Origin of the sequence: Sodalis sp. RH20, from assembly GCF_047324205.1 — a bacterium.
Taxonomy (GTDB): Bacteria; Pseudomonadota; Gammaproteobacteria; order Enterobacterales; family Enterobacteriaceae; genus Acerihabitans.
In genome coordinates this window covers 2,978,603-3,000,565 of record NZ_CP178733.1, presented here as the reverse complement: position 1 = coordinate 3,000,565, position 21,963 = coordinate 2,978,603, and the positions used below count along the sequence as shown (strand labels likewise).

General features: G+C 57.1%; 17 protein-coding genes. 11 read left to right on the top strand and 6 right to left on the bottom strand.

All coding sequences use genetic code 11. The features are described 5' to 3' along the window. The first annotated feature begins 122 nt into the window (after positions 1-122). Both ACL2XM_RS13895 and ACL2XM_RS13890 read left to right on the top strand, forming a co-directional pair. Entirely contained in the window at positions 123-671 is a 549-nt protein-coding gene (locus ACL2XM_RS13895; RefSeq protein WP_413731104.1) for a DUF882 domain-containing protein, read from the top strand. A 61-nt stretch (positions 672-732) separates the two neighbouring features. Further along, positions 733-1,362 carry an MBL fold metallo-hydrolase gene (locus ACL2XM_RS13890; protein WP_413728813.1) on the top strand — a complete coding sequence of 210 codons (630 nt, stop codon included), beginning with the start codon at positions 733-735 and terminating at the stop codon, positions 1,360-1,362. A 229-nt stretch (positions 1,363-1,591) separates the two neighbouring features. Here ACL2XM_RS13890 and ACL2XM_RS13885 read toward each other — a convergent pair whose 3' ends face one another. The 4 genes from ACL2XM_RS13885 to pncB form a co-directional block, all read right to left on the bottom strand. After that, on the bottom strand, positions 1,592-2,782 hold the full coding sequence (locus ACL2XM_RS13885; protein WP_413728732.1) for an amino acid aminotransferase: 1,191 nt from the start codon (positions 2,780-2,782) through the stop codon (positions 1,592-1,594). 236 nt (positions 2,783-3,018) lie between these two features. Continuing rightward, the gene (gene ompF / locus ACL2XM_RS13880) at positions 3,019-4,134 is read right to left on the bottom strand and encodes a porin OmpF (protein ID WP_413722395.1); all 1,116 of its coding nucleotides are present in this window, start codon (positions 4,132-4,134) and stop codon (positions 3,019-3,021) included. 300 nt (positions 4,135-4,434) lie between these two features. Beyond that, positions 4,435-5,835: an asparagine--tRNA ligase gene (asnS, locus tag ACL2XM_RS13875; protein ID WP_410015886.1), complete on the bottom strand. Its 1,401-nt coding sequence runs from the start codon at positions 5,833-5,835 to the stop codon at positions 4,435-4,437. Positions 5,836-6,046: 211 nt separating this feature from the next. Next, a complete protein-coding gene (gene pncB / locus ACL2XM_RS13870; protein ID WP_413728730.1) occupies positions 6,047-7,252 on the bottom strand; it encodes a nicotinate phosphoribosyltransferase in 1,206 nt (401 codons plus the stop codon). A gap of 304 nt (positions 7,253-7,556) precedes the next feature. On the opposite strand from pncB, the gene pepN reads away from it, so the two are divergent. The 3 genes from pepN to ACL2XM_RS13855 all read left to right on the top strand — a co-directional run bounded on the left by pepN (position 7,557) and on the right by ACL2XM_RS13855 (position 12,063). Beyond that, positions 7,557-10,169, top strand: coding sequence for an aminopeptidase N (gene pepN, locus ACL2XM_RS13865; RefSeq protein WP_410015884.1), 2,613 nt, complete (start codon positions 7,557-7,559; stop codon positions 10,167-10,169). Between the two features lie 171 nt (positions 10,170-10,340). Further along, complete coding sequence (pyrD, locus tag ACL2XM_RS13860; RefSeq protein WP_410015883.1) at positions 10,341-11,351, top strand: quinone-dependent dihydroorotate dehydrogenase; 1,011 nt, start codon at positions 10,341-10,343, stop codon at positions 11,349-11,351. 163 nt (positions 11,352-11,514) lie between these two features. After that, positions 11,515-12,063, top strand: a complete 549-nt coding sequence (locus ACL2XM_RS13855; protein ID WP_413728729.1) for a cell division protein ZapC — start codon at positions 11,515-11,517, stop codon at positions 12,061-12,063. A gap of 41 nt (positions 12,064-12,104) precedes the next feature. Here ACL2XM_RS13855 and ACL2XM_RS13850 read toward each other — a convergent pair whose 3' ends face one another. Continuing rightward, a complete protein-coding gene (locus ACL2XM_RS13850; RefSeq protein ID WP_413730713.1) occupies positions 12,105-13,208 on the bottom strand; it encodes a YcbX family protein in 1,104 nt (367 codons plus the stop codon). Positions 13,209-13,310: 102 nt separating this feature from the next. On the opposite strand from ACL2XM_RS13850, the gene rlmKL reads away from it, so the two are divergent. The 6 genes from rlmKL (at position 13,311) to rmf (ending at position 21,328) form a co-directional block, all read left to right on the top strand. After that, a complete protein-coding gene (gene rlmKL, locus ACL2XM_RS13845; RefSeq protein WP_413730962.1) occupies positions 13,311-15,428 on the top strand; it encodes a bifunctional 23S rRNA (guanine(2069)-N(7))-methyltransferase RlmK/23S rRNA (guanine(2445)-N(2))-methyltransferase RlmL in 2,118 nt (705 codons plus the stop codon). A gap of 5 nt (positions 15,429-15,433) precedes the next feature. Then, on the top strand, positions 15,434-17,353 hold the full coding sequence (locus ACL2XM_RS13840) for an ABC transporter ATP-binding protein (protein WP_413733167.1): 1,920 nt from the start codon (positions 15,434-15,436) through the stop codon (positions 17,351-17,353). Positions 17,354-17,426: 73 nt separating this feature from the next. Next, entirely contained in the window at positions 17,427-18,698 is a 1,272-nt protein-coding gene (gene pqiA / locus ACL2XM_RS13835; RefSeq protein WP_410015879.1) for a membrane integrity-associated transporter subunit PqiA, read from the top strand. Continuing rightward, on the top strand, positions 18,685-20,325 hold the full coding sequence (gene pqiB, locus ACL2XM_RS13830) for an intermembrane transport protein PqiB (protein WP_413728726.1): 1,641 nt from the start codon (positions 18,685-18,687) through the stop codon (positions 20,323-20,325). Before pqiA ends, pqiB begins: the two co-directional genes overlap by 14 nt. Then, complete coding sequence (pqiC, locus tag ACL2XM_RS13825) at positions 20,325-20,894, top strand: membrane integrity-associated transporter subunit PqiC (protein ID WP_410016589.1); 570 nt, start codon at positions 20,325-20,327, stop codon at positions 20,892-20,894. Before pqiB ends, pqiC begins: the two co-directional genes overlap by 1 nt. Before the next feature lie 266 nt (positions 20,895-21,160). After that, on the top strand, positions 21,161-21,328 hold the full coding sequence (gene rmf / locus ACL2XM_RS13820) for a ribosome modulation factor (RefSeq protein WP_162364658.1): 168 nt from the start codon (positions 21,161-21,163) through the stop codon (positions 21,326-21,328). A 58-nt stretch (positions 21,329-21,386) separates the two neighbouring features. On the opposite strand, the gene fabA is transcribed toward rmf, so the two are convergent. Beyond that, positions 21,387-21,905 (bottom strand): bifunctional 3-hydroxydecanoyl-ACP dehydratase/trans-2-decenoyl-ACP isomerase, encoded by a 519-nt coding sequence (gene fabA, locus ACL2XM_RS13815; protein ID WP_413733165.1) that lies wholly within the window; start codon positions 21,903-21,905, stop codon positions 21,387-21,389. Positions 21,906-21,963 lie beyond the last annotated feature (58 nt).

Below are 21,963 nucleotides of genomic sequence, written 5' to 3'. Positions count from 1 at the left end.
GTGAACCTTTGCAAACCTTGACAAAGCGTTGGTTGACTGCACCAATAACTGCGGTTATGGTTCCCGACGGTGCGCTTATGTGCAATACGTTCGTTTCCTTATGCCGATTGGTTATTTCGCTCATGGATCATATAAATCATCACCGCCGCAAACTCTTGACGTTAAGCTGTGCCGCAATGGGTGCCGCCTTGCTGCCCAGTACCTCCTTTGCCATGCTTTCTACGCCCAGGCCCCGTATTCTCTCGCTGAATAACCTGAACACCGGAGAAACATTAAAAACCGAATTCTTTAACGGTAAAGGGTATAATGCCTCGGAATTGTCGCGCCTTAATCATTTTTTCCGTGATTACCGCGCCAATAAAGTGACGAGTATCGATCCGCGCTTGTTTGATCATATCTACCGCCTGCAAATGATGCTCGATACCAACAAACCGGTACAATTGATTTCAGGTTACCGTTCGGTGGACACCAACAACGAACTGCGCGCGCACAGTTCCGGGGTGGCCAAGCACAGCTACCATACGCTGGGTAAAGCGATGGATTTCCATATCCAGGGCGTGCAGCTGAGCAACATCCGCAAGGCGGCAATGAAAATGCGCATGGGCGGGGTAGGCTATTATCCCAGCAGTAACTTCGTCCATATCGATACCGGTCCGGTTAGAGCCTGGTGAGCCTGTTATCGCCGGGCCCCGGGTAGCGGCGGCAGGCGAAAACAGAGAGTAATGAAGTATGATGAAATACCATATTGTCCCGGTTACCGCCTTCAGCCAGAATTGTTCGCTGATATGGTGTGACAAAACCGGCGAAGCGGCGCTGGTCGATCCCGGCGGCGACGCGGCCAGGCTTATCGCGGCGGTGGCGGAAAAACCGGTTGCGATAAAACAAATTCTGCTGACCCATGGCCATCTGGACCATGTCGGCGCCGCCGCCGAGCTTGCGGCCCATTATGGCGTACCCATTGTTGGCCCGCAGCGCGAAGATCTTTTTTTACTGGCGGGGCTGCCGGAGCAAAGCCGCATGTTCGGCCTGGATGACTGCCGGCCCCTGACGCCGGATCGCTGGCTGGAAGAGGGCGACGAGGTCCTGGTCGGCGAAGAGCGTTTCGCCATCCTGCACTGCCCGGGCCACACTCCCGGACATATCGTATTTTATAACGCCGCCGCGCATTTTATCCTGATGGGCGATGTGCTGTTTTACGGCGGGGTTGGCCGCAGCGATTTTCCGCGCGGCAATCATCAGGATTTAATCAATTCTATTCGCACCAAACTCCTGCCCCTGGGCGACGATATCGATTTTCTGCCCGGCCATGGACCTATGTCCACCCTTGGCCATGAACGCCTGACCAATCCTTTCCTGCGATAAAAAAAACCGCCGGTTAAGGCGGTTCAGACTGTTGACGGACCCGCCTCCTGCTTATTCTTAATCAATGAGCAGGAGGCCGGTGCTTTCGCTGCCACCGGGACAATCCGGCGTCCAGGCGACGCGACATCCGCCACCCCCGCCGCCAAAACCGCGCCCGGTCAACAGACATCACCCCGCCGGCAAACCTTGCCGATGCCCGTAAACGCGCACGTTATACGATTGCACGCCGTTAAAGCACCGCCACGATGGCTTCGCACAATTGCGCCATATTCCCGGTGGTCATGCCCGCCACATTCACCCGGCCGGAGTTCACCGCATACACGCCGAACTCGCTGCGCAGCCGCAATACCTGATCTTTGGTCAGGCCGCTGAACGAGAACATGCCGTTTTGCGCATTGATAAACTCGAAATCCTGCTGCGCGCCTTTCTCCCGCAGGGTATTGACGAACAGCTGGCGCATGCGCCGTATACGCTGGCGCATTTCGGTCAGTTCCTGCTCCCACAGCGCCTTCAGCGCCTCGTTGCCTAGAATGGTGGCGACAATCGCGGCGCCGTGGGCCGGCGGATTGGAATAATTGGCGCGAATACAGGATTTTAGCTGGCTGAAGATCTTGTCGGCGGTGTCGGCATCGGCGCCGACCAGGGTGCAGGCGCCAACGCGTTCATTATACAGACCGAAATTTTTGGAATACGAACTGGCGATAATCATTTCCGCATGGTTCTCGGCAAAGATACGCAGGCCCTGCGCATCTTCTTCCAGCCCATGGGCAAACCCCTGATAGGCGAAATCAAATAACGGCAGCCAGCCTTTGCTCCGCGACAGCTCGGCCAGGGTACGCCATTGCGCCTCTGTCGGGTCGATACCGGTGGGGTTATGGCAGCAGCCGTGGAATAACACGACGTCGCCGGCCTGGGCCTGCTCAAGGCTTGCCAGCATGCCGGCGAAGTTAAGCTGGTGGCTGACGGCGTCGTAATAATCGTAGTCGGCGGTTTCAATACCGGCGGCGGCGAAGATATTTTTATGGTTCGGCCAGGTGGGTGTGCTGATCCAGACGCGCCGGGTCGTGGTGTTGCTGGCCAGGAAATCCGCGGCGACGCGAAGCCCGCCGGTGCCGCCGGGCGTTTGCGCCGTGCGGGCGCGGTTGGCGCTGATAATCGCGCTGCCGGTGCCGAACAGCAGCGTTTGGGTACAGCGGGCGAACGCCGGCAAGCCGTCGATACCGAGATAATTTTTGGTGACTTCGTTTTCCAGCAGCAATTGTTCGGCTTTTTTGACGCTGGTGAGCACCGGTGTCTGGCCGGTTTCATCTTTGTACACGCCGATGCCCAGGTTGATTTTATTGGGCCGATCGTCGGCACGGAAAACGTCCAGCAAACCAAGGATAGGATCGGCGGCGGCCAGGGGGATAGTTTCAAACATTATGAAGGGTTCCAGAAGGTAACTAAAGGTGAGCGTAGAGTGTTATCAGGTTACCGCCAGAAACGTGCTTTGCCAACAGGCTGGGGAAAAAAACGCTGTGACGGCGCAAGGGAATTTACCGGAAAAGGGCAAAGGGACGGCATTGGGGGAAAAAGGCAAAAAAAAAGCGGGGCAGCTACCCCGCTTCTTTATCTTGACCTGCAGTTATGATGCGCTGCAAGGACGTCCGTGTCGGCTTAGAACTGGTAAACCAGGCCCAGTGCCACGGTGTCGTCGGTACCCATGCCCAGCTTGTTGTTGTCATCAACTTTATTGATGATGTAGTCAACATAGGTGGACATGTTTTTGTTGAAGTAGTAGGTAGCGCCAACTTCGTAGTATTTCAGGATATCAGTGTCGCCGATGCCTTCAACATCTTTCGCTTTGGACTGGCCGTAAGCGATGGACGGACGCAGACCGAAGTCAAACTGATACTGGGCAACCAGCAGGATGTCCTGGGTTTTATTGGCAAAGCCATCAACACCGGTAGTCACGCCGCCAGTGGTAACCGGCGCGGTGATACGGGTTGCGTTACGGGTTTCGCCGTAGGTGGCAGCCAGGTAAATATTGTTAGCGTCATATTTAACCGACGTTGCCCATTGTTCGGCACGGTCGCCCTGGCCAATCGGCGAGGCGTTCTGCGTTTCGGTACGATCGGAGGAAGCATAAGCGCCTACGATGCCCAAGCCGATAGGAGAAACGTATGATACGGAACCGCCGTAGCCGTCGCCGTTAGCGCGGCCGAAATCAGAGCCGGTACGGTCGTTTTTGCCCTGGTACTGCAAGGCAAAATCCAGGCCGTCGGCCAGGCCGAAGAAATTGGTGTTGCGGTAAGTGGCAACGCCGGTGGTACGGCCAACAAAGAAGTTATCGGAGTAGGCGGTATCACCGCCGAACTCCGGCAGCATATCGGTCCAGCCCAGGGCGTCGTACACTACGCCGTAGTTACGGCCGTAATCGAATGAACCGTAGTCACCGAATTTCAAGCCGGCAAAGCCCAGACGGGTTTTATTGCCGTCTTGCGCGTCGGAGCCGCCTTCAGTGTGGTTGGCGTTAAACTGGTATTCCCACTGGCCGTAACCGGTCAGTTGGTCGTTAATCTGGGTTTCGCCTTTAAAGCCGAGACGCGCATAGGTCTGATCGCCGTCGCCCGCAAAGCTATTGTCGTTGGAATTAGAGAAGTAATGCAGGCCGACAGCTTTACCGTACAAATCCAGTTTGTTACCGTCTTTATTATAAACTTCGGCCGCATTAGCCGCGCCAGCAGCCAACAAGGCCGGAATTACCACTGCAAGAAGATTGCGCTTCATCATTATTACTACCCTCATTGGTGTTATTCGGACACCTGCCACTGCCGCTAACATTTCTAGATGAAACATTATTGAGAGTTTGGTGTCTTCCTGTGTCTGCACGCAGTGTTCCATTCGTGGACCTGTTAATCCACATGGAAAATGCTACAAAGGTCGCAATGATGTTTCAGCGGGAAACCGTGTGTTACAAGATGTAAATTTCACGGAACTTTGTGAGAGAACTCAAACTTTGAAAAGATAAAGGCCAGCATCGCTGGCCTCCAGAAGTTATATATATGTTTTTCTTATATTTTAAGAAGAAAATTAGAAGTTCGCATTGCGCGGGCTGCGTGGGAATGGGATTACGTCACGAATATTTTGCATTCCTGTGACATAAACGATCAAACGTTCAAACCCGAGTCCGAAACCCGAATGCGGCACGGTGCCGTAACGACGCAGATCGCGGTACCACCAATAATCTTCTTTATTCAGCCCCATTTCCGCCAAACGATCGTCAAGCCGGTCCAGACGTTCTTCACGCTGTGAACCGCCGATGATTTCGCCGATTCCCGGCGCCAGCACATCCATGGCGGCCACCGTTTTGCCGTCGTCGTTCTGACGCATATAAAACGCCTTGATGTCTTTGGGGTAATTTTTTACCACCACCGGCGCTTTAAAATGTTTCTCCGCCAGGTAGCGTTCATGCTCGGAGGACAAATCGACGCCCCAGGAGACCGGGTTTTCGAAGGGCTGGCCGGAGGCGATTAAAATCTCCACCGCCTCGGTATAATCAACCTGGGCAAAATCGGATGCCACAAAATGTTCCAGGCGGGTAATGGCGTCCTTATCCACGCGTTCGGCAAAAAATTTCATATCGTCGGCGCGCTCGGTGAGCACCGCCTGGAAGACATATTTCAGCAGCGCTTCCGCCAGGCCGGCGATATCATCCAGATTGGCGAAAGCGACTTCCGGCTCCATCATCCAGAACTCGGCCAGATGGCGGGTGGTATTGGAGTTCTCGGCGCGGAACGTCGGGCCGAAGGTATAGACCTTGGATAGCGCGCAGGCATAGGTTTCCGCATTCAGCTGGCCGGAGACGGTCAGGAACGCTTCCTTGCCGAAAAAGTCTTCATCAAAGTTAACCTTGCCCTGGGCGGTGCGCGGCAGGTTTTCAAAATCCAGCGTGGAGACGCGGAACATCTCACCGGCGCCCTCGGCGTCGGATGCGGTGATAAGCGGCGTGGAGACCCAGAAGAAGCCGCGCTCATCCATAAAGCGGTGGATGGCCTGCGCCAGGGTATGGCGCACCCGGGCGACGGCGCCGATCATATTCGTGCGCGGGCGCAGGTGCGCCACCTCGCGCAGATATTCCACGCTGTGCCGTTTCGCCGCCATCGGATACGTGTCGGGATCGTCCACCCAGCCCAGCACGTCCACTTTGTCCGCCTGGATCTCGAAGCGCTGGCCGCCGCCCAGCGATTCGGTCACCCGGCCGGTGATCGCCACCGAACAGCCGGTGGTCAGGCGCAGGATGTCCGACTTGTAATTCGGCAGAGTATTATTTATGACGGCCTGTAAAGGATCAAAGCAGGAACCGTCATAGACGGCGAGAAAGGAGATACCGGCTTTAGAATCTCTCCGGGTACGCACCCAACCATATACAGTGACTTCACTGTCAGCAGGTATGCGCCCTTGCAGTACATCGACTACAGGCACTACGCTCATAAATGACTCTCTTAACTCATTGTGATGGGGGATTAAACATTATCGCCGCGGCGAAAGCTGTAATATGTTACTTGGCGGGCAGAAGGACACAAGCGAAAATCATCATTTAATGACAGATTTTGCCTGCGGGCGCAAACAATCGCCGGGTAAGGGGAACAATGAGGCGCGATGCGCGCGCCGGAAGAGGAGCCGGCGCGGGGTAGGGCAAGCATCAGCTGGCTTTTTTCACCAGCGGTAAATCAAAGGCCTTGCGCAGCGCGCGGACGAACTCTTTATCCTGGCACATGCTTTTACCGGGGCTGTCGGACAGTTTCGCCACCGGTTTGCCGTTGCACTCCACAAGCTTTATCACGATATTCAGCGGCTTAACCGCCGGGATATCGCACGTTAGCCGGGTGCCGATACCGAACACCAGGTTAATCCGCTGCCAGAAGTGGCGATACAGCGCCAGCGCCTTGTCGAAGTCAAGGCTGTCGGAAAAGACCAGGGTCTTGGTCAGCGGGTCGATCCCCAGCTTCTGGTAATGGGCAATCGCCTTCTCTCCCCATTCCACCGGGTCGCCGGAATCATGGCGCAATCCCTGGTAGCGCGTGGCAAAGCCGGCGCCGAAATCACGCAGGAACGCATCCATGGTAATGCAATCGGTCAGGGCGATGCCCAACTGATCGGGATATTCGTCCAACCAGGCCTGAAGCGCGGCGCGCTGGCTATTGGCCAGTACCGGACTTATCTGCTGGTGGGCCTGAAACCATTCATGGGCCTGGGTGCCCACCGGCGTTAACGACAGCCGCCGGGCCAGATCGTAGTTGCTGGTGCCGATGAGATAAGGGAAGTCCCGCTGCAGTTCGCGGACCACATCGTATTGGACCTGGCGCGAAAACCGCCTGCGGGTGCCGAAATCCATCAGTTTGAAACGGGAGATATCGATATCGCGGCTGCGGTCGCGGAAATGCTGCAGTTTTTGCCGCAGCTGCGTCAGCGCCATGTCGCGCACATCGAAAGGCGTGCGCCGGCGATGGACCACTTCGCTGATGACCGCCAGCAATGGCACTTCCCACAGGATCACCTCACGCCACGGGCCGGTAATGCGGATATCGAGCTTGCCGTTATGATCGCGCACCCGCACCTGGCGCGGGTCGAACCGGAACGCGCGCAGCCACGCCAGATAATCCTGGTGGAAAAAAGGCAGCGCCGAGAGAAAGGCGAATTCCTCGTCGCTCAGCGCCAGGTTACGCATCAGCTCGATTTGCGCGCCGATTTCGGCGGCGTATTCGCCCAGCATATCGTCGCCGCGGCAGCGGAACTCGGCGGTACCCGTAACATCATGGTAACGATGATAAACCGCCTGCTGCATATGCAACTTGTAGGCATCAGTGTCAAGTATCGACGTTAAAATCGGCTCAATGGCTAAAGTCATGGCGCGCTACAGCATCCTCTTGCGACACATAAATACAGTCGGATAAATGGCAAATCGACTGAAGTGTACCCGGCTTGTTCTGTAAGTGTAGTCACATCAAATCATAAATGGCGCTGCAACGTCGAGGCTTAAACGTGCCGTCCGGGCTGAAACGACATGATAAAACCCGTGGTGCAGCGTCACGATCTTTTTCAACCCCCTGCGCGGGCATTTTAACGGGCCATGCCGCTTAACAATGGCAACATGGTCTTAACAGGAATAGACTTATCACAGAGAAATCAATGACGATGCCAAAAGGTTAATTATGACTCAACAGCCGCTAGCAAAATACCGCCATGATTATCGTGCGCCGGATTATACCATCACCGATATCAGCCTGGAGTTTGATCTTAACGCCGAAACCACTACGGTAACGGCGGTCAGTAACGTTGTCAGGAAAGGACCGGCGGGAGCGCCGCTGGTATTAAACGGCGAGGACCTGCAGCTGCTTAACGTCAGCATCGATGGGCAGCCTTGGGCGCACTACCGTCAGGAAGGGCCGCTGCTGGTGATTGAACAGCTGCCCGGGGCGTTTACCCTTACCATCGTGAATGTGATTCATCCGGCGCAGAACTCGGCGCTGGAAGGGCTGTACCTGTCCGGCGACGCCCTGTGCACGCAATGCGAGGCGGAGGGTTTCCGCCATATTACTTATTATCTGGACCGCCCGGACGTGCTGGCGCGCTTTACCACCCGCATTATCGCCGACAAAACACGCTATCCCTTCCTGCTGTCCAACGGCAACCGCATTGACGGCGGCGAAATGGCCGACGGCCGCCATTGGGTGGTCTGGCAGGACCCGTTCCCTAAACCCTGCTATCTCTTTGCCCTGGTGGCCGGCGATTTCGACGTGCTGCGCGACAGTTTCACCACCCGTTCCGGACGCGAGGTGGCGCTGGAGCTGTTTGTCGATCGCGGCAACCTGGATCGCGCCGATTGGGCTATGACCTCGCTTAAGCAGGCGATGCGCTGGGATGAAGCCCGCTTCGGCCTGGAATACGATCTCGACATCTTTATGATTGTCGCCGTGGATTTCTTTAATATGGGCGCCATGGAAAACAAGGGATTGAATGTGTTCAATTCCAAATATGTGCTGGCGCGCGCTGAGACCGCCACCGATAGTGATTATCTGAATATCGAGCGGGTTATCGGCCATGAGTATTTCCATAACTGGACCGGCAACCGTATCACCTGCCGGGACTGGTTCCAACTGAGCCTGAAGGAAGGGTTGACGGTCTTTCGCGATCAGGAATTCAGCGCCGATCTCGGCTCGCGCCCGGTGAACCGCATCGGCAACGTGCGCGTGATGCGCGGCTCGCAGTTTGCCGAGGACGCCAGCCCGATGGCCCACCCGATTCGTCCCGAGAAGGTTATCGAGATGAATAACTTCTATACCGTGACGGTCTATGAAAAGGGCGCGGAAGTGATCCGCATGCTGCATACGCTTTTGGGCGAAGAAAAGTTCCAGGCCGGGATGCGGCTGTATGTTGAGCGCCACGACGGATCCGCCGCCACCTGCGATGATTTTGTCAACGCCATGGAACAGGCTTCCGGTATCGACCTGACCCAGTTCCGCCGGTGGTATAGCCAGTCCGGTACGCCGGTATTGTCGGTGCGCGATGACTATAACCCCGAGTTGCGGCAATATCAGCTGCACGTCAGCCAGATGACCCCGCCGACCGCCGATCAGGCAGAGAAACTGCCGTTGCATATTCCGCTGGATATCGAGCTTTATGATATCCAGGGCCAGGTGATTCCTTTGCGGCGCGACGGCCGGCCGGTGAACAATGTGCTGAATATCACCGACGCGGTGCAGACGTTTATTTTTGACGATGTGCCGTCGTTGCCGGTGCCGTCGCTGCTGCGCGGATTCTCCGCGCCGGTGAAGCTCGATTACCCCTATAGCGATCAGCAGCTTACCTTGCTGATGCGTTTTGCCACCGACGAGTTTTCCCGTTGGGACGCCGCGCAGAGCCTGCTGTCGATTTATATTCGCCTGAGCGTGGCGCGCGTGAGCCAGGGCCTGCCGCTGAGCCTGCCGCTGCATGTGGCCGATGCCTTCCGGGGCGTGTTGCTCGACCCCTCCCTCGACCCGGCGCTGGCGGCGCAGATCCTGACGCTGCCCAGCGAAAACGAGATGGCGGAATTATTCAGCGTTATCGATCCGGCGGCCATCCATGAAGTGCATGAGGCGCTGATCCGCTGTCTGGCGACGGAGCTGGCCGATGAGCTGCTGGCGGTTTACCAGGCCAACAAGACGCCGGTATACCGGGTCGTGCACGCGGATATCGGCAAGCGCGCTTTGCGCAATATTTGCCTGTATTACCTGGCGTTCGGCGAACACGATCGGGCGGTCAGGCTCACCACCGCGCAGTATCACGCGGCGGACAATATGACCGATGCGCTGGCGGCGATGTCCGCCGCCGTGGCGGCGCAGCTGCCGTGCCAGGCGACGCTGCTGGCCGAGTTCGACGAGCGCTGGCATCATGACGGCCTGGTGATGGATAAATGGTTTACCCTGCAGGCCACCAGCCCGGCCGACGATGTGCTCGCCCAGGTTAAATCCCTGCTGACCCATCGCTCCTTCAGCCTGAACAACCCTAACCGTATCCGGTCGCTCATCGGCGCGTTCAGCGCGGGCAATCCCTCGGCGTTCCATGCCGCCGACGGCAGCGGCTACCGCTTCCTGGCCGAAATCCTGGTCGAGCTGAATACGCGTAATCCGCAGGTGGCCTCAAGGCTTATCGAGCCGCTGATCCGGCTGCGGCGTTACGATGAGTCGCGCCAGGCATTGATGCGCGAGGCGCTGGCGACGTTGCAGGCGCTGCCGAACCTGTCCGGGGATTTGTATGAAAAAATCACCAAGGCCTTAGGTTAGACCGGCGGCGGCGGGGTTATGGCGCCCCGCCGACGCGCCATAACCCCGCCGCAAGGGGGCTTTTTTGATCTGGCGCGAGCGATCGCGCTTTTTTTACGCCGTTTGATTTCTTTTCCGCGCCCGATACTTGATAATACCGCCCCGGTTGCCACCGGGATATCAGGAGACGATATGTTTTATCCCCTCATCAGACAGGCTTTATTCCAGCTCGATCCAGAACGTGCCCATGAATTAACCTTCCAGCAGTTGCGCCGAATTAGCGGCACGCCATTCGAGTTTCTGGTGCGCCAGTCGGTGCCGACCAAGACGGTCAATTGCATGGGGATAGCGTTTAAGAATCCGCTGGGACTCGCCGCCGGCCTGGATAAAGATGGTGATTGCATCGACGCGCTCGGCGCCATGGGTTTTGGCTTTATCGAGGTCGGCACGGTAACGCCGCGTCCGCAGCCCGGTAATGATAAACCACGCCTGTTCCGGCTTGTCGAGGCGGAAGGGCTGATCAACCGGATGGGATTTAACAATAAAGGCGTGGATTATCTGGTTGAAAACGTTAAAAAATCCCATTTTGGCGGCGTGTTGGGAATCAATATCGGCAAAAACAAGGCGACGCCGGTGGAGCAGGGCAAGGAGGATTATCTGCTGTGCATGGATAAGATATATCCTTACGCAGGCTATATAGCGATAAACATTTCCTCCCCCAATACCCCGGGACTGCGCACGCTGCAATTCGGCGAAGCGCTGGACGATTTATTGTTGGCGATTAAGAATAAGCAGTCCGAACTGCAAAAGTATCACCACAAATATGTTCCGGTTGCGGTCAAAATAGCCCCCGACCTGACGGACGAAGAGCTGGTCCAGGTTGCCGACAGCCTGGTCCGTCATAATATCGACGGCGTCATCGCCACCAACACCACCACCGACCGGCACCTGGTGCAGGGCCTGAACCATTGCAACCAGACCGGCGGGTTAAGCGGCCGTCCCTTACAAGCGCGCAGTACGGAAGTGATTCGCCGACTGTTCCGTGAATTAAACGGCAAATTGCCCATCATCGGGGTAGGGGGAATTGATTCCCTGATCGCCGCGAGGGAAAAAATGGACGCCGGCGCCGCGCTTATTCAAATATATTCCGGCTTTATTTTTCACGGTCCCCGTCTGATTAAAGACATTGTTACCCATATTTGATCATTTTTTTCTCATTAAACGGCTTGGGGGGTTTATTTATTCCCCAGGCTCGTTTATCTTTTATCCGTTTGCTGTTAATTTATCCGTAGAATTATTTTCTAAACGCTAAAATTCTTTGCAGGATATTTCATAATCGATTGCGACGTGATGAAAGGATTTAAAGATGAAATTCACTCCCGGCGATAATTGGCGTTGGTTTTATGATGCCGAGCATGATCGGATGATGCTGGATCTCGCTGACGGTATGATATTCCGTTCACGCTTTTGCGCTAAGACACTGACGCCCGATGCGTTTAGCGAAACGGTATTCTGCGTAGACGACGCCGCGCTCTATTTTACCTTAGCCGAAAAGTGTCGGGCGCTGCCGTTAAAGGAAGAACAGCAGGCGGAGCTTATCCTCAATGCCCTGGTGGCATTGCGCTTCCTCAAACCACTGATGCCGAAGAGCTGGCATTTCCGGCCGCAGCCCACGCCGTTGAACTGGCATCCCGTGATGGGCGACGACGTGCTGGTGCGCCTGAATGACAATGGCGAATATGCGCGGCTGCTGGTGGCGGAAGCGGGCGATAACGCCAGCCTGTGCGTGCTGGCGCAGGCGCAGCTTACCCTGGCCGCGCGTAAAATCGTGCTGGGCGACGCCATCAAAATTATGCACGACCGGTTATTACCTTACCCGCGCCAGGACGATATCCAGTACGCCGCCGCGGTGTAGCCGCCTTTCGGCGTATGCGGGGCGCGTATGCCGCCCGGAAGTTAGCCAAGACGCAAATCGCTTTTGGGTATGCAACTGCAGGACAGCACCTGGCCGGGTTCTTCGACCGCGCTGGCTTTCAGCGGCGCGACCTCGCCTTCAAGCAACCTTACCTTGCAGGTGCCGCAGATGCCTGCCCGGCATGAATAAGGAATGTGAATCCCCTGTTGCTCAAGCTGCTCCAGCAATACCTGCTGGTTATTGCCGCGAAAGCGCCGTCCCTGGTAATCAATCATCACCTGCCGCTCGCCGTCCACCGGCGCCGCCAGGGTTGCGCTTACCGCGCCGCCTCCGTAACGCCTGGGCTCCTGTTCCGCCAGTATTTCAATCATGTCGCCGGCGCGGATGATGCCGCTGGAGCGCGCGATCAGATTTTGGCCGAAATCCACATCGCCGTTATCGGCGGTGCGGTAGCCCTGCAAGGTGCGCAAAGGCTCCGTCGCCGGGTGTTTACGGCCCAGTTCCACGCTCACGGTGGTGAGCACGCAGCGGCTGCAGGGCTTGACCGCCTCGAACTCGACGTCGCCGATGCGAATGCGCCGCCAGCCGTCCTCGGCAAAAGGCGCCGCGCCCGCCGCCACCAAATTCGGCCGGAACTGGGTAATATTGATGCCGGCGGGACAGCGCCCCTGCAAATCCCTGAACGAAGCCTCGCCGATCAGCAAAAAGGGGTAACCGTCGGCAAACGACAGCGGTATGCCGGGATAGCGTTTGACCCGCCGGTGGCTTTGCTCCCCGGTCCAGCGTAGCTGCACCGCGCGACCTAAATAGCCGCTTAACCAGTTATTGATGGCCTCGGGTGCCACATACGCGGTAAAATGGTTGCCCCAGACTTCGGTGGGGCGGCCGTCAGGCGTGAAATCGGCAAAGCGCGCCAACATGCTTTGTCCGTCCGGCGCGCCAAGGTGCAGGCCGTTTTGTACCATCACCGGCGTAAACAGCACCATTTGCGGATATTGGCGGGCGGTAATAAAAGTACCGTCCGGGTCGGTAACCATGAATATCCGGTCAAAGGCCAGACCTTCGGCGCCCGCCAGCGCATGGGATACCTGCAAACCGCGCATTGATTTCACCGGATGAATATATAACCGCGATAAACTGACCACTTTGCCTCCCTGCCGGAACACTCTGTTGGGCCAACTTTATGACAATGGGTCGGGATTAGCTATAATGCCCAACGATTTTTCTTTTTGATGATAAGTGACATGATGAACGCACTCTTTGCCAGTACGGCACAAGGTTTAGAAGAACTGTTAAAAAGCGAGCTGGAAGCACTGGGTGCGCTCGACTGTAAAATAGCCCTGGGCGGGGTGCACTTTCACGGCGACGATCGGCTGCTGTACCAAAGCCTGCTCTGGAGCCGCCTGGCTTCGCGCATCCTGCTGCCGCTGACCGATTTTGACGTTTTCAGCGATGATGACCTCTATCAAGGGGTGCGGGGTATCGACTGGCCGGCGATTTTTTCGGTGGATAAGTCCTTTGTCGTGCATTTCAGCGGCACCAATGAGGCTATCCGCAACAGCCAGTACGGCACTCTGCGGGTAAAAGACGCCATCGTCGACAGTTTCGCCGATGCCCTGGACCAGCGTCCGGACGTGGCCAAACAGCAGCCGGATATCCGCGTGCAGGTGTTTTTGCACCGCGACCATGCCATGGTATCGCTGGACCTGAGCGGCGGCGGGCTGCACCAGCGCGGCTACCGCGACGGCGCGGGCCAGGCGCCGCTCAAGGAAAACCTGGCGGCCGCCATCGTGCTGCGCTCCGGCTGGCAGGCGGGCACGCCGCTGCTGGACCCAATGTGCGGCTCCGGCACCCTGCTGATCGAAGCGGCGCTGATGGCGGCGGATCGTGCGCCCGGCCTGCTGCGTCAGCAATGGGGCTTTTACGGCTGGCGCGGCCATAACGAATCCCTGTGGCAGGAAGTGCTGGACGCGGCGCGCGCGCGCGCCGCGGCGGGGGCCGGCGCCGCTTCACGCTTTTTTGGCTCCGACAACGATGCGCGCGTGCTGGAAAAAGCGCGCGCCAATGCCCGTCACGCAGGCATCGCCGATCTGATCACCTTCTCGGTTAATGATGTGGCTAATCTGGCCAACCCGCAGCCTGACGGCCCGACCGGCACGGTGATCAGCAATCCGCCCTATGGCGAGCGGCTGGAAAGCGAGCCGGCGCTGATCGCGTTGTATAATCTGCTCGGGCGCATCATGAAAAGCCGGTTCGGCGGCTGGCGGCTGTCGCTGTTCAGCGCGTCGCCGGTATTGTTAAGCGCGCTGCAATTACGCGCGGAGCGTTCGTTTAAAGCAAAAAACGGCCCGCTGGACTGCGAGCAGAAAAACTACCTGCTGGCCGAGACGCCGAACGTGGCGGTAGCCCGCGACATCGCGCCCGATTTCGCCAACCGGCTGCGTAAAAATATCCGCGGCCTGGAAAAATGGGCCGCCAAGCAGCATCTGGATTGTTATCGTCTTTATGACGCCGATTTGCCCGAATATAACGTCGCCATCGATCGCTACAGTTCATGGGTGGTGATCCAGGAGTATGTGGCGCCAAAAACCATTGAGCCGGAAAAAGCGCGCCAGCGACTCTACGACGCCATCTCGGCGACCCTGTCGGTGCTGGATATCCCCGCCAGCCAACTGGTGGTGAAGGCCCGCGAGCGGCAGAAAGGCAAAAGCCAGTACGAGAAGCTGGCGCAGAAGGGCGAATTTCTGCTGGTGGACGAATATGACGCCAAACTCTGGGTCAACCTGACCGATTATCTGGATACCGGTCTGTTCCTCGATCATCGCATCGCGCGTAAAATGCTGGGCGAGATGAGCCGCGGCAAGGATTTCCTCAACTTGTTCGCTTATACCGGCAGCGCCAGCGTGCATGCGGGCATCGGCGGCGCGCGCAGCACCACCTCGGTGGATATGTCGCGCACTTATCTGGAATGGGCGGAAAAAAACCTGCGCAGCAATGGGCTGGTCGGCAAGCAGCATCGCCTGATCCAGGCTGATTGCCTGTCCTGGCTTGAACTGTCGCAGGAAACCTTCGATCTGATTTTTATCGATCCCCCCACGTTCTCCAATTCAAAACGCATGTCTGAAAGCTTCGACGTGCAACGGGATCACCTGGTGCTGATGAAAGATCTGAAAAGATTGTTACGCCCGGGCGGCACCATGATGTTCTCCAATAATAAACGCGGTTTCCAATTGGATGCCGAAGGATTACAGGCCCTCGGCCTGAAGGCGCGGTCCATCACCGAGCAAACCCGCTCCCAGGACTTCGCCCGTAATCGCCATATTCACAACAGCTGGCTGATAAGCCATGCCGATCAGGATCAATAAACGCCATGTCATTAATCAGCCTTTCCGGCGCTTGGCTATCGTTCAGCGATGCGCCGTTGCTGGATAATACCGAGCTTCATATAGAACGTAACGAACGCGTCTGCCTGGTCGGGCGCAACGGGGCGGGCAAATCCACCCTGATGAAAATCCTCAGCAAAGAGGTGCCGCTGGACGACGGGCAACTGATTTTCGAGCAGGATACCATCGTTGCCCGCCTGCAGCAGGATCCCCCGCGCAACGTGAGCGGCAGCGTCTATGATTTCGTCGCCGAGGGCGTGCAGGAACAGGCGCAAACGCTGAAGGCCTACCATGCCGTTTCCCATCTGGTGGAACAGGATCCCAGCGATAAAAACCTGATGGAAATGGGCCGTCTGCAGGAGATCCTTGACCACCAGAATTTATGGCATCTGGAAAAACGCATCAACGAAGTGCTGGAACAGCTGGGTCTGACCGCCGATACGGAGCTGTCGGCCCTCTCGGGCGGCTGGCTGCGTAAAGCGGCGCTCGGCCGGGCCCTGGTCTGCGAGCCCCAGGTCTTGCTGCTGGATGAACCGACCAACCATCTGGATATTGAAACCATCGACTGGCTGGAAACCTTCCTGAAAAGTTTCCCCGGCAGCATTATTTTCATTTCCCATGACCGTTCGTTTATCCGCAATATGGCGACGCGCATTGTCGATCTGGATCGCGGTAAGCTGGTGTCCTGGCCAGGCAATTACGACAAATACCTTGAAGGCAAGGAAGAAGAGCTGCGGGTACAGGAACTGCAAAACGCCGAGTTTGACAAGAAACTGGCGCAGGAAGAAGTGTGGATCCGCCAGGGCATCAAGGCCAGGCGCACCCGTAACGAGGGCCGCGTGCGCGCGTTAAAGGCGCTGCGCAATGAAAGAAGCGAACGGCGCGAGGTTATCGGCAGCGCCAAGATGCAGGTGGAGGAAGCCACCCGCTCGGGTAAAATCGTCTTTGAAATGGAAGACGTCAGCTATCGCCTGGCGGATAAAGTCTTGGTCAGCGGCTTCAGCGCCCAGGTACAGCGTGGCGATAAAATCGCCCTGATCGGCCCTAACGGCTGCGGCAAGACCACGCTGTTAAAACTGATGCTCGGCCAACTGCAGCCGGACAGCGGACGCATCCACTGCGGCACCAAGCTGGAAGTGGCTTATTTTGACCAGCATCGCGCCGAACTGGATCCCGAACGCACGGTCATGGACAACCTGGCCGAAGGTAAACAGGAAGTGATGGTCAACGGCCGTTCGCGCCATGTGCTGGGTTACCTGCAGGATTTCCTGTTTCACCCCAAGCGCGCCATGACGCCGGTAAAAGCCTTGTCCGGCGGCGAGCGCAACCGGCTGCTGCTGGCCAAATTGTTCCTCAATCCCAGTAACCTGCTGATTCTGGATGAACCGACCAATGACCTGGACGTCGAGACGCTGGAACTGCTGGAAGAGATGATCGACGGCTACCAGGGCACGGTGCTGCTGGTCAGCCATGACCGTCAGTTCGTGGACAACTCGGTGACCGAATGCTGGATTTTTGAAGGGGAAGGTCAAATCAGCAGCTTTGTCGGCGGCTATTTCGACGCCCAGAACCAGCGCCGAAATATGCGCTCGCTGCGCGTCGCGCCCGCCCATGCCGAAAAAAATCGCGTCGCCGAGGCGCCAAAGCCGCTTAATGCGAAGCGCGCCCCCGCCAAATTGAGTTATAACCTACAGCGTGAGCTGGACATGTTGCCGCAGGAGATTGAACGCCTGGAGCAGGAAATCAATGCCCTCCAGGCCGAAATGGCGGACGCGGATTTTTTCAGCCAGCCGCACGAAAAAACCCAGGCGGTGATTGCGCGCATGGCCGGCGCCGAACAGGCGCTGGAAACGGCCTTTGCCCGCTGGGAAGAGCTTGAAGCGTTAAAGAACGGACCAAAAGAGTGACATGAACCCGATCGGGAACGATGGGAATCCCGATCGGGCCGCCAAACGGCATCGGTGCTATGAGGAGAAATGCATGTGTTCTGCCGTCCATCACCCTAAGTACGTGCTTTGTCCGCATTGCGATCTCCTGGTGGCCCTGCCGGAATTGACCGACGGCCAGAAAGGCGTCTGTCCCCGCTGCGGCAATACCCTGATAAGCCGCTGGTCCAACCCGCGCCTCCAGCCGGTGATGTTTGCCATCAGCGCGCTGATAATGCTGGTGCTGGCCAATTTATTTCCTTTCGTCAATATGAAGGTGTCGGGCATCGGACGCCAGATTACCCTGCCGCAAATTCCCGGGATCATGGTGGCGGATCATTTCGCCAGCCTGGCCAGCCTGTTCCTGTTGTTTGTCCAGCTCATCCCCGCGGTATGCATGGTCGCCATCATCCTCCTGTGCCTTGGGTTTCCCCTGTCGTTTCGTCTGAAGGCTTTCCTGGCCAAGTCGCTGTTCGCCCTGCGCGCCTGGGGCATGGCGGAAATTTTTCTGGCGGGCGTGCTGGTCAGTTTTGTCAAGCTGATGGCCTACGGCGATATCGGCGTAGGCATCAGCTTTCTGCCGTTTTGCCTGTTCTGCCTGCTGCAGCAGCGGGCATTCCAATGCATCGATCAGCGTTGGCTATGGGATAACATCATGCCGGCGGTGTCGCCGGTGACCAGGGTGCGCCCGGGGGTCGGCGGCCTGGCGCAGGGGATCCGCGCGTGCAGCTGCTGCACCCTGATCCTGCCCGCCGGACAGCGTACCTGCCCGCGCTGCCGTACCCGAGAGCACGCCAGGCGGCATAACAGCCTGCAGTGGACCATGGCGCTGCTGGTGACCTCCATCATGCTGTATATCCCGGCCAATATCCTGCCGATCATGATAACCGAAGGCTTGGGCAGCAAACTTAACTCGACGATTATCGCCGGGGTGATCATCTTGTGGGATGACGGTTCCTATCCGGTGGCGATGGTGATTTTTATCGCCAGTATCATGGTGCCGACCCTGAAAATGATCGCCCTGGCCTGGCTGTGCTGGGATGCGCGCGCGGACAGAGGCCGGCGCGACAGCGAGCGGATGCATTTTCTCTATGAAATCGTCGAATTTGTCGGCCGCTGGTCGATGATTGATGTCTTTGTGATCGCGGTGCTGTCCGGGCTGGTGAGGATGGGGCAGTTAATGAGTATTACACCGGGCATCGGCGCGGTGTTATTTGCCATGGTGGTGATGATAACCATGTTTGCCGCGCAGATGTTCGACCCGCGTCTTATCTGGGATCGGACCGAAAGTAAAAACCAAAAGGAGTCTTCCGTTGACGGACAATAAGTACGACGTCGCCCAGGTGGAGAAAATCAAGCGCTGGTCGCCGGTATGGATCATTCCGATCGTGACGGTGTTGATAGGCGCGTGGATCCTCTATTACCACTTCAGTCACCAGGGTAAGGTCATTACCCTGACCACCACCAGCGCGGAAGGTATCGAGGCCGGCAAAACCGCCATTAAAAGCCGCAGCGTCGACGTCGGCATGGTGGAAAGCGTGGTGCTAAGCGATAACCTGCAGCAGGTGGAAATCAAAGCTCGCATCAATAACGGCATGGAAAAGCTGTTGCGCCGCGATTCCGCGTTCTGGGTCGTCAAGCCGCAGATTGGCCGCGAGGGCATCTCCGGCCTGGGAACCCTGTTGTCCGGGGCCTATATCCAGCTGCAGCCCGGCGCCAACGCCGAGGACGCCGACACCTTCAATCTGCTTGACTCGCCGCCGCTGGCCTCGCCGGATGCCAAGGGTATTCGCGTCGAGCTCGACAGCGACCAGTCCGGGCAGCTCAATGCCGGCGATCCGGTGCTGTTCCGCGGCTTCAGGGTCGGCACGGTACAAACCAGCTACTTCGATCCGCAACAGCGCAAAATGCGCTACCAGCTGTTTATCAGCGCGCCCTACGACAGCCTGGTAACCACCAACGTGCGTTTCTGGAAAGACAGCGGCGTGGCTTTTGATATGTCCGCCCAGGGAATGCGGGTGGAGATGGGGTCGCTGACCACCCTGTTCAGTGGCGGCGTGAGTTTTGACGTACCCACCGGCTGGGATCTGGGCGATCGCGCGACTGAACACCAGTCCTTCCAGCTGTTTGATAATAAGAACAGCATCTCGGATTCGCTGTATACGGTGCATAAGGATTATCTGCTGTTCTTCAATGATTCCGTCCGCGGCCTGCAGCCTGGCGCGCCGGTCGAGTTTCGCGGCATCCGCCTGGGCACCGTCGCCCAGGTGCCGTTCCTCGAGACGGCGATCAAGCAGGCTATCGATGATAATTACCAGATACCGGTGCTGATCCGCATTGAACCAGACCGCCTGGCCGGCAAACTGGGCGACAAATTTGATATTAATTCCCGCATCAAGGAAGCCGGCGAACACGGGCTGCGCGCCTCGTTAAAAAGCGCCAGCCTGCTGACCGGCTCGCTGTTCGTCGATCTTGATTTTTATCCGCAGGCCAAGCCCTGGGACGGCGAAAAAGTCGTTAACGGTTATCCGGTGCTGCCGACCACCAGCGGCGGCCTGGCGCAAATCCAGCAGAAGCTGATGCTGACTCTTGATAAGATCAATAGCCTGCCGCTCAACCCGATGATTAATGAAGCCACCAGTACCCTGGCGCAAAGCCAGAGTACCCTGCGCGAGCTGCAAAAGACGCTGAAATCGGTGAACCAGATTACCGGGAGCCAGTCGATGCAGCAATTGCCGCAGGATATGCAGCGTACCTTGCGCGAACTGAACAGCAGCATGAGAGGGTTCCAGCCCGGTTCCCCGGCCTACAATAAAATGGTGGATAATATGCAACGACTCGATCAGGTTCTGCGGGAACTGCAGCCGGTATTGCGCACGCTGAACAACAAGAGCAACGCGCTGGTGTTCGAGGCCGATAGCGGCAAAGATCCGAAGCCGAAGAGGGCGAAATGATGAGAAAAGGGATTCTGCTGGCGCTGGCGTTATTGCTGGCCGCCTGCGGCGGCAACAGCGACAAGCATTATTACCAACTGCCGGTCGCGGCCCAGGACAACGCCGGGCAGGGACTGCCGTCCGCCGGCGTCACGCGGCATATATGGCTCTCCCGGGTTAACGTGTCGGATTATCTGGCCGGCAGCGGCGTAGTCTACCAGCAAAGCGACGTGCGCTACGTCACCGCCAGCAATAACCTGTGGGCCAGTCCGCTGGAGCAGCAATTGCAGCAAACCATGATCGCCCATTTAAGCAATCGGCTTCCCGGCGTGCTGGTGTCCGCAAGCCAGGGGCAGGGAGATCAGGATACGCTGGAATTCAACGTCACCGGTTTTCACGGCCGTTACGACGGGCGGGCGGTTATTCAGGGCGAGTGGGTATTGACGCATAATAGCCAGGTGACCCGCCACCCGTTCATCCTGACGCTGAAACAGGACCAGGACGGCTATGACGCCCTGGTCAGGACCTTGGCGCAGGGCTGGCAGCAAATCGGCCAGGAAGCGGCCGCACAAATTTCCCGGCTGCCCTAATAACAAAACGTTCTAAAACCAAAACGCGCCTCGGCAGGTTAAGATTCCTTAACTCTCCAGGCGCGCAGTTCAGCCGGTTTTCAGTAGCTTAAGCTGCCTGTAACCGCCAACTTTGCAGGCAAAATGTGCCCATTATGCATTTTTGGTATGACGCTTTTGTGAAATGCTGCGTTGATTTCTTACTCTTTTATCGCTAAAGATAAAGGGTAATTGCAGAAATGTGATTACCGTTTTCTTTCCACCAAACAAGATGAGGGAAACACGGCATGAAGAGACAAAAACGAGATCGCCTTGAACGCGCACATTCACGTGGTTATCAAGCGGGATTATCCGGACGCTCAAGTGAGATATGTCCTTTTCAGTCCCTGGATGCACGGTCTCACTGGTTGGGAGGTTGGCGAAAAGCCATGGAGGACAGGTCGGTGACGTTGTAAGCCACTTGTCAGCAAAGGAATTGACCTCCGCTTTCGCGGAGGTTTCATATCCAGGCGCTTAGAATGCGCCGGTATCTTTAAACAGACCGACTTTCAAATCGCTTGCGGTGTATATAACCTGACCATCGCACAGCAGCTCGCCATCCGCAAGACCCATCACCAGGCGACGGTTCACTACCCGACGGAAATGAATACGATAAGTGACCCGCTTAGCGCTGGGCAGCACCTGGCCGGTAAATTTCACTTCGCCCACGCCTAAGGCGCGGCCTTTGCCTTCACCGCCCAGCCAGCCGAGGTAAAATCCCACCAACTGCCACATGGCGTCGAGCCCCAGGCAGCCGGGCATCACCGGGTCGCCGATAAAATGGCAACCGAAGAACCACATATCGGGATGGATATCCAATTCTGCTTCGACGTAACCTTTATTATGGCTGCCGCCGTCTTCGGTCATTTTAACCACGCGGTCCATCATCAGCATGTTTCCCGCGGGAAGCGGCGGGCCTTCTTTACCGAATAATTCCCCGCGGCCACAGGCAAGCAGGTCTTCTTTTGTATATGAGTCGCGTTTATCTACCATGTTATCCAAACCTTTATTAATGAATCACGCACATTAACCAACATCCTTACCCGGGACA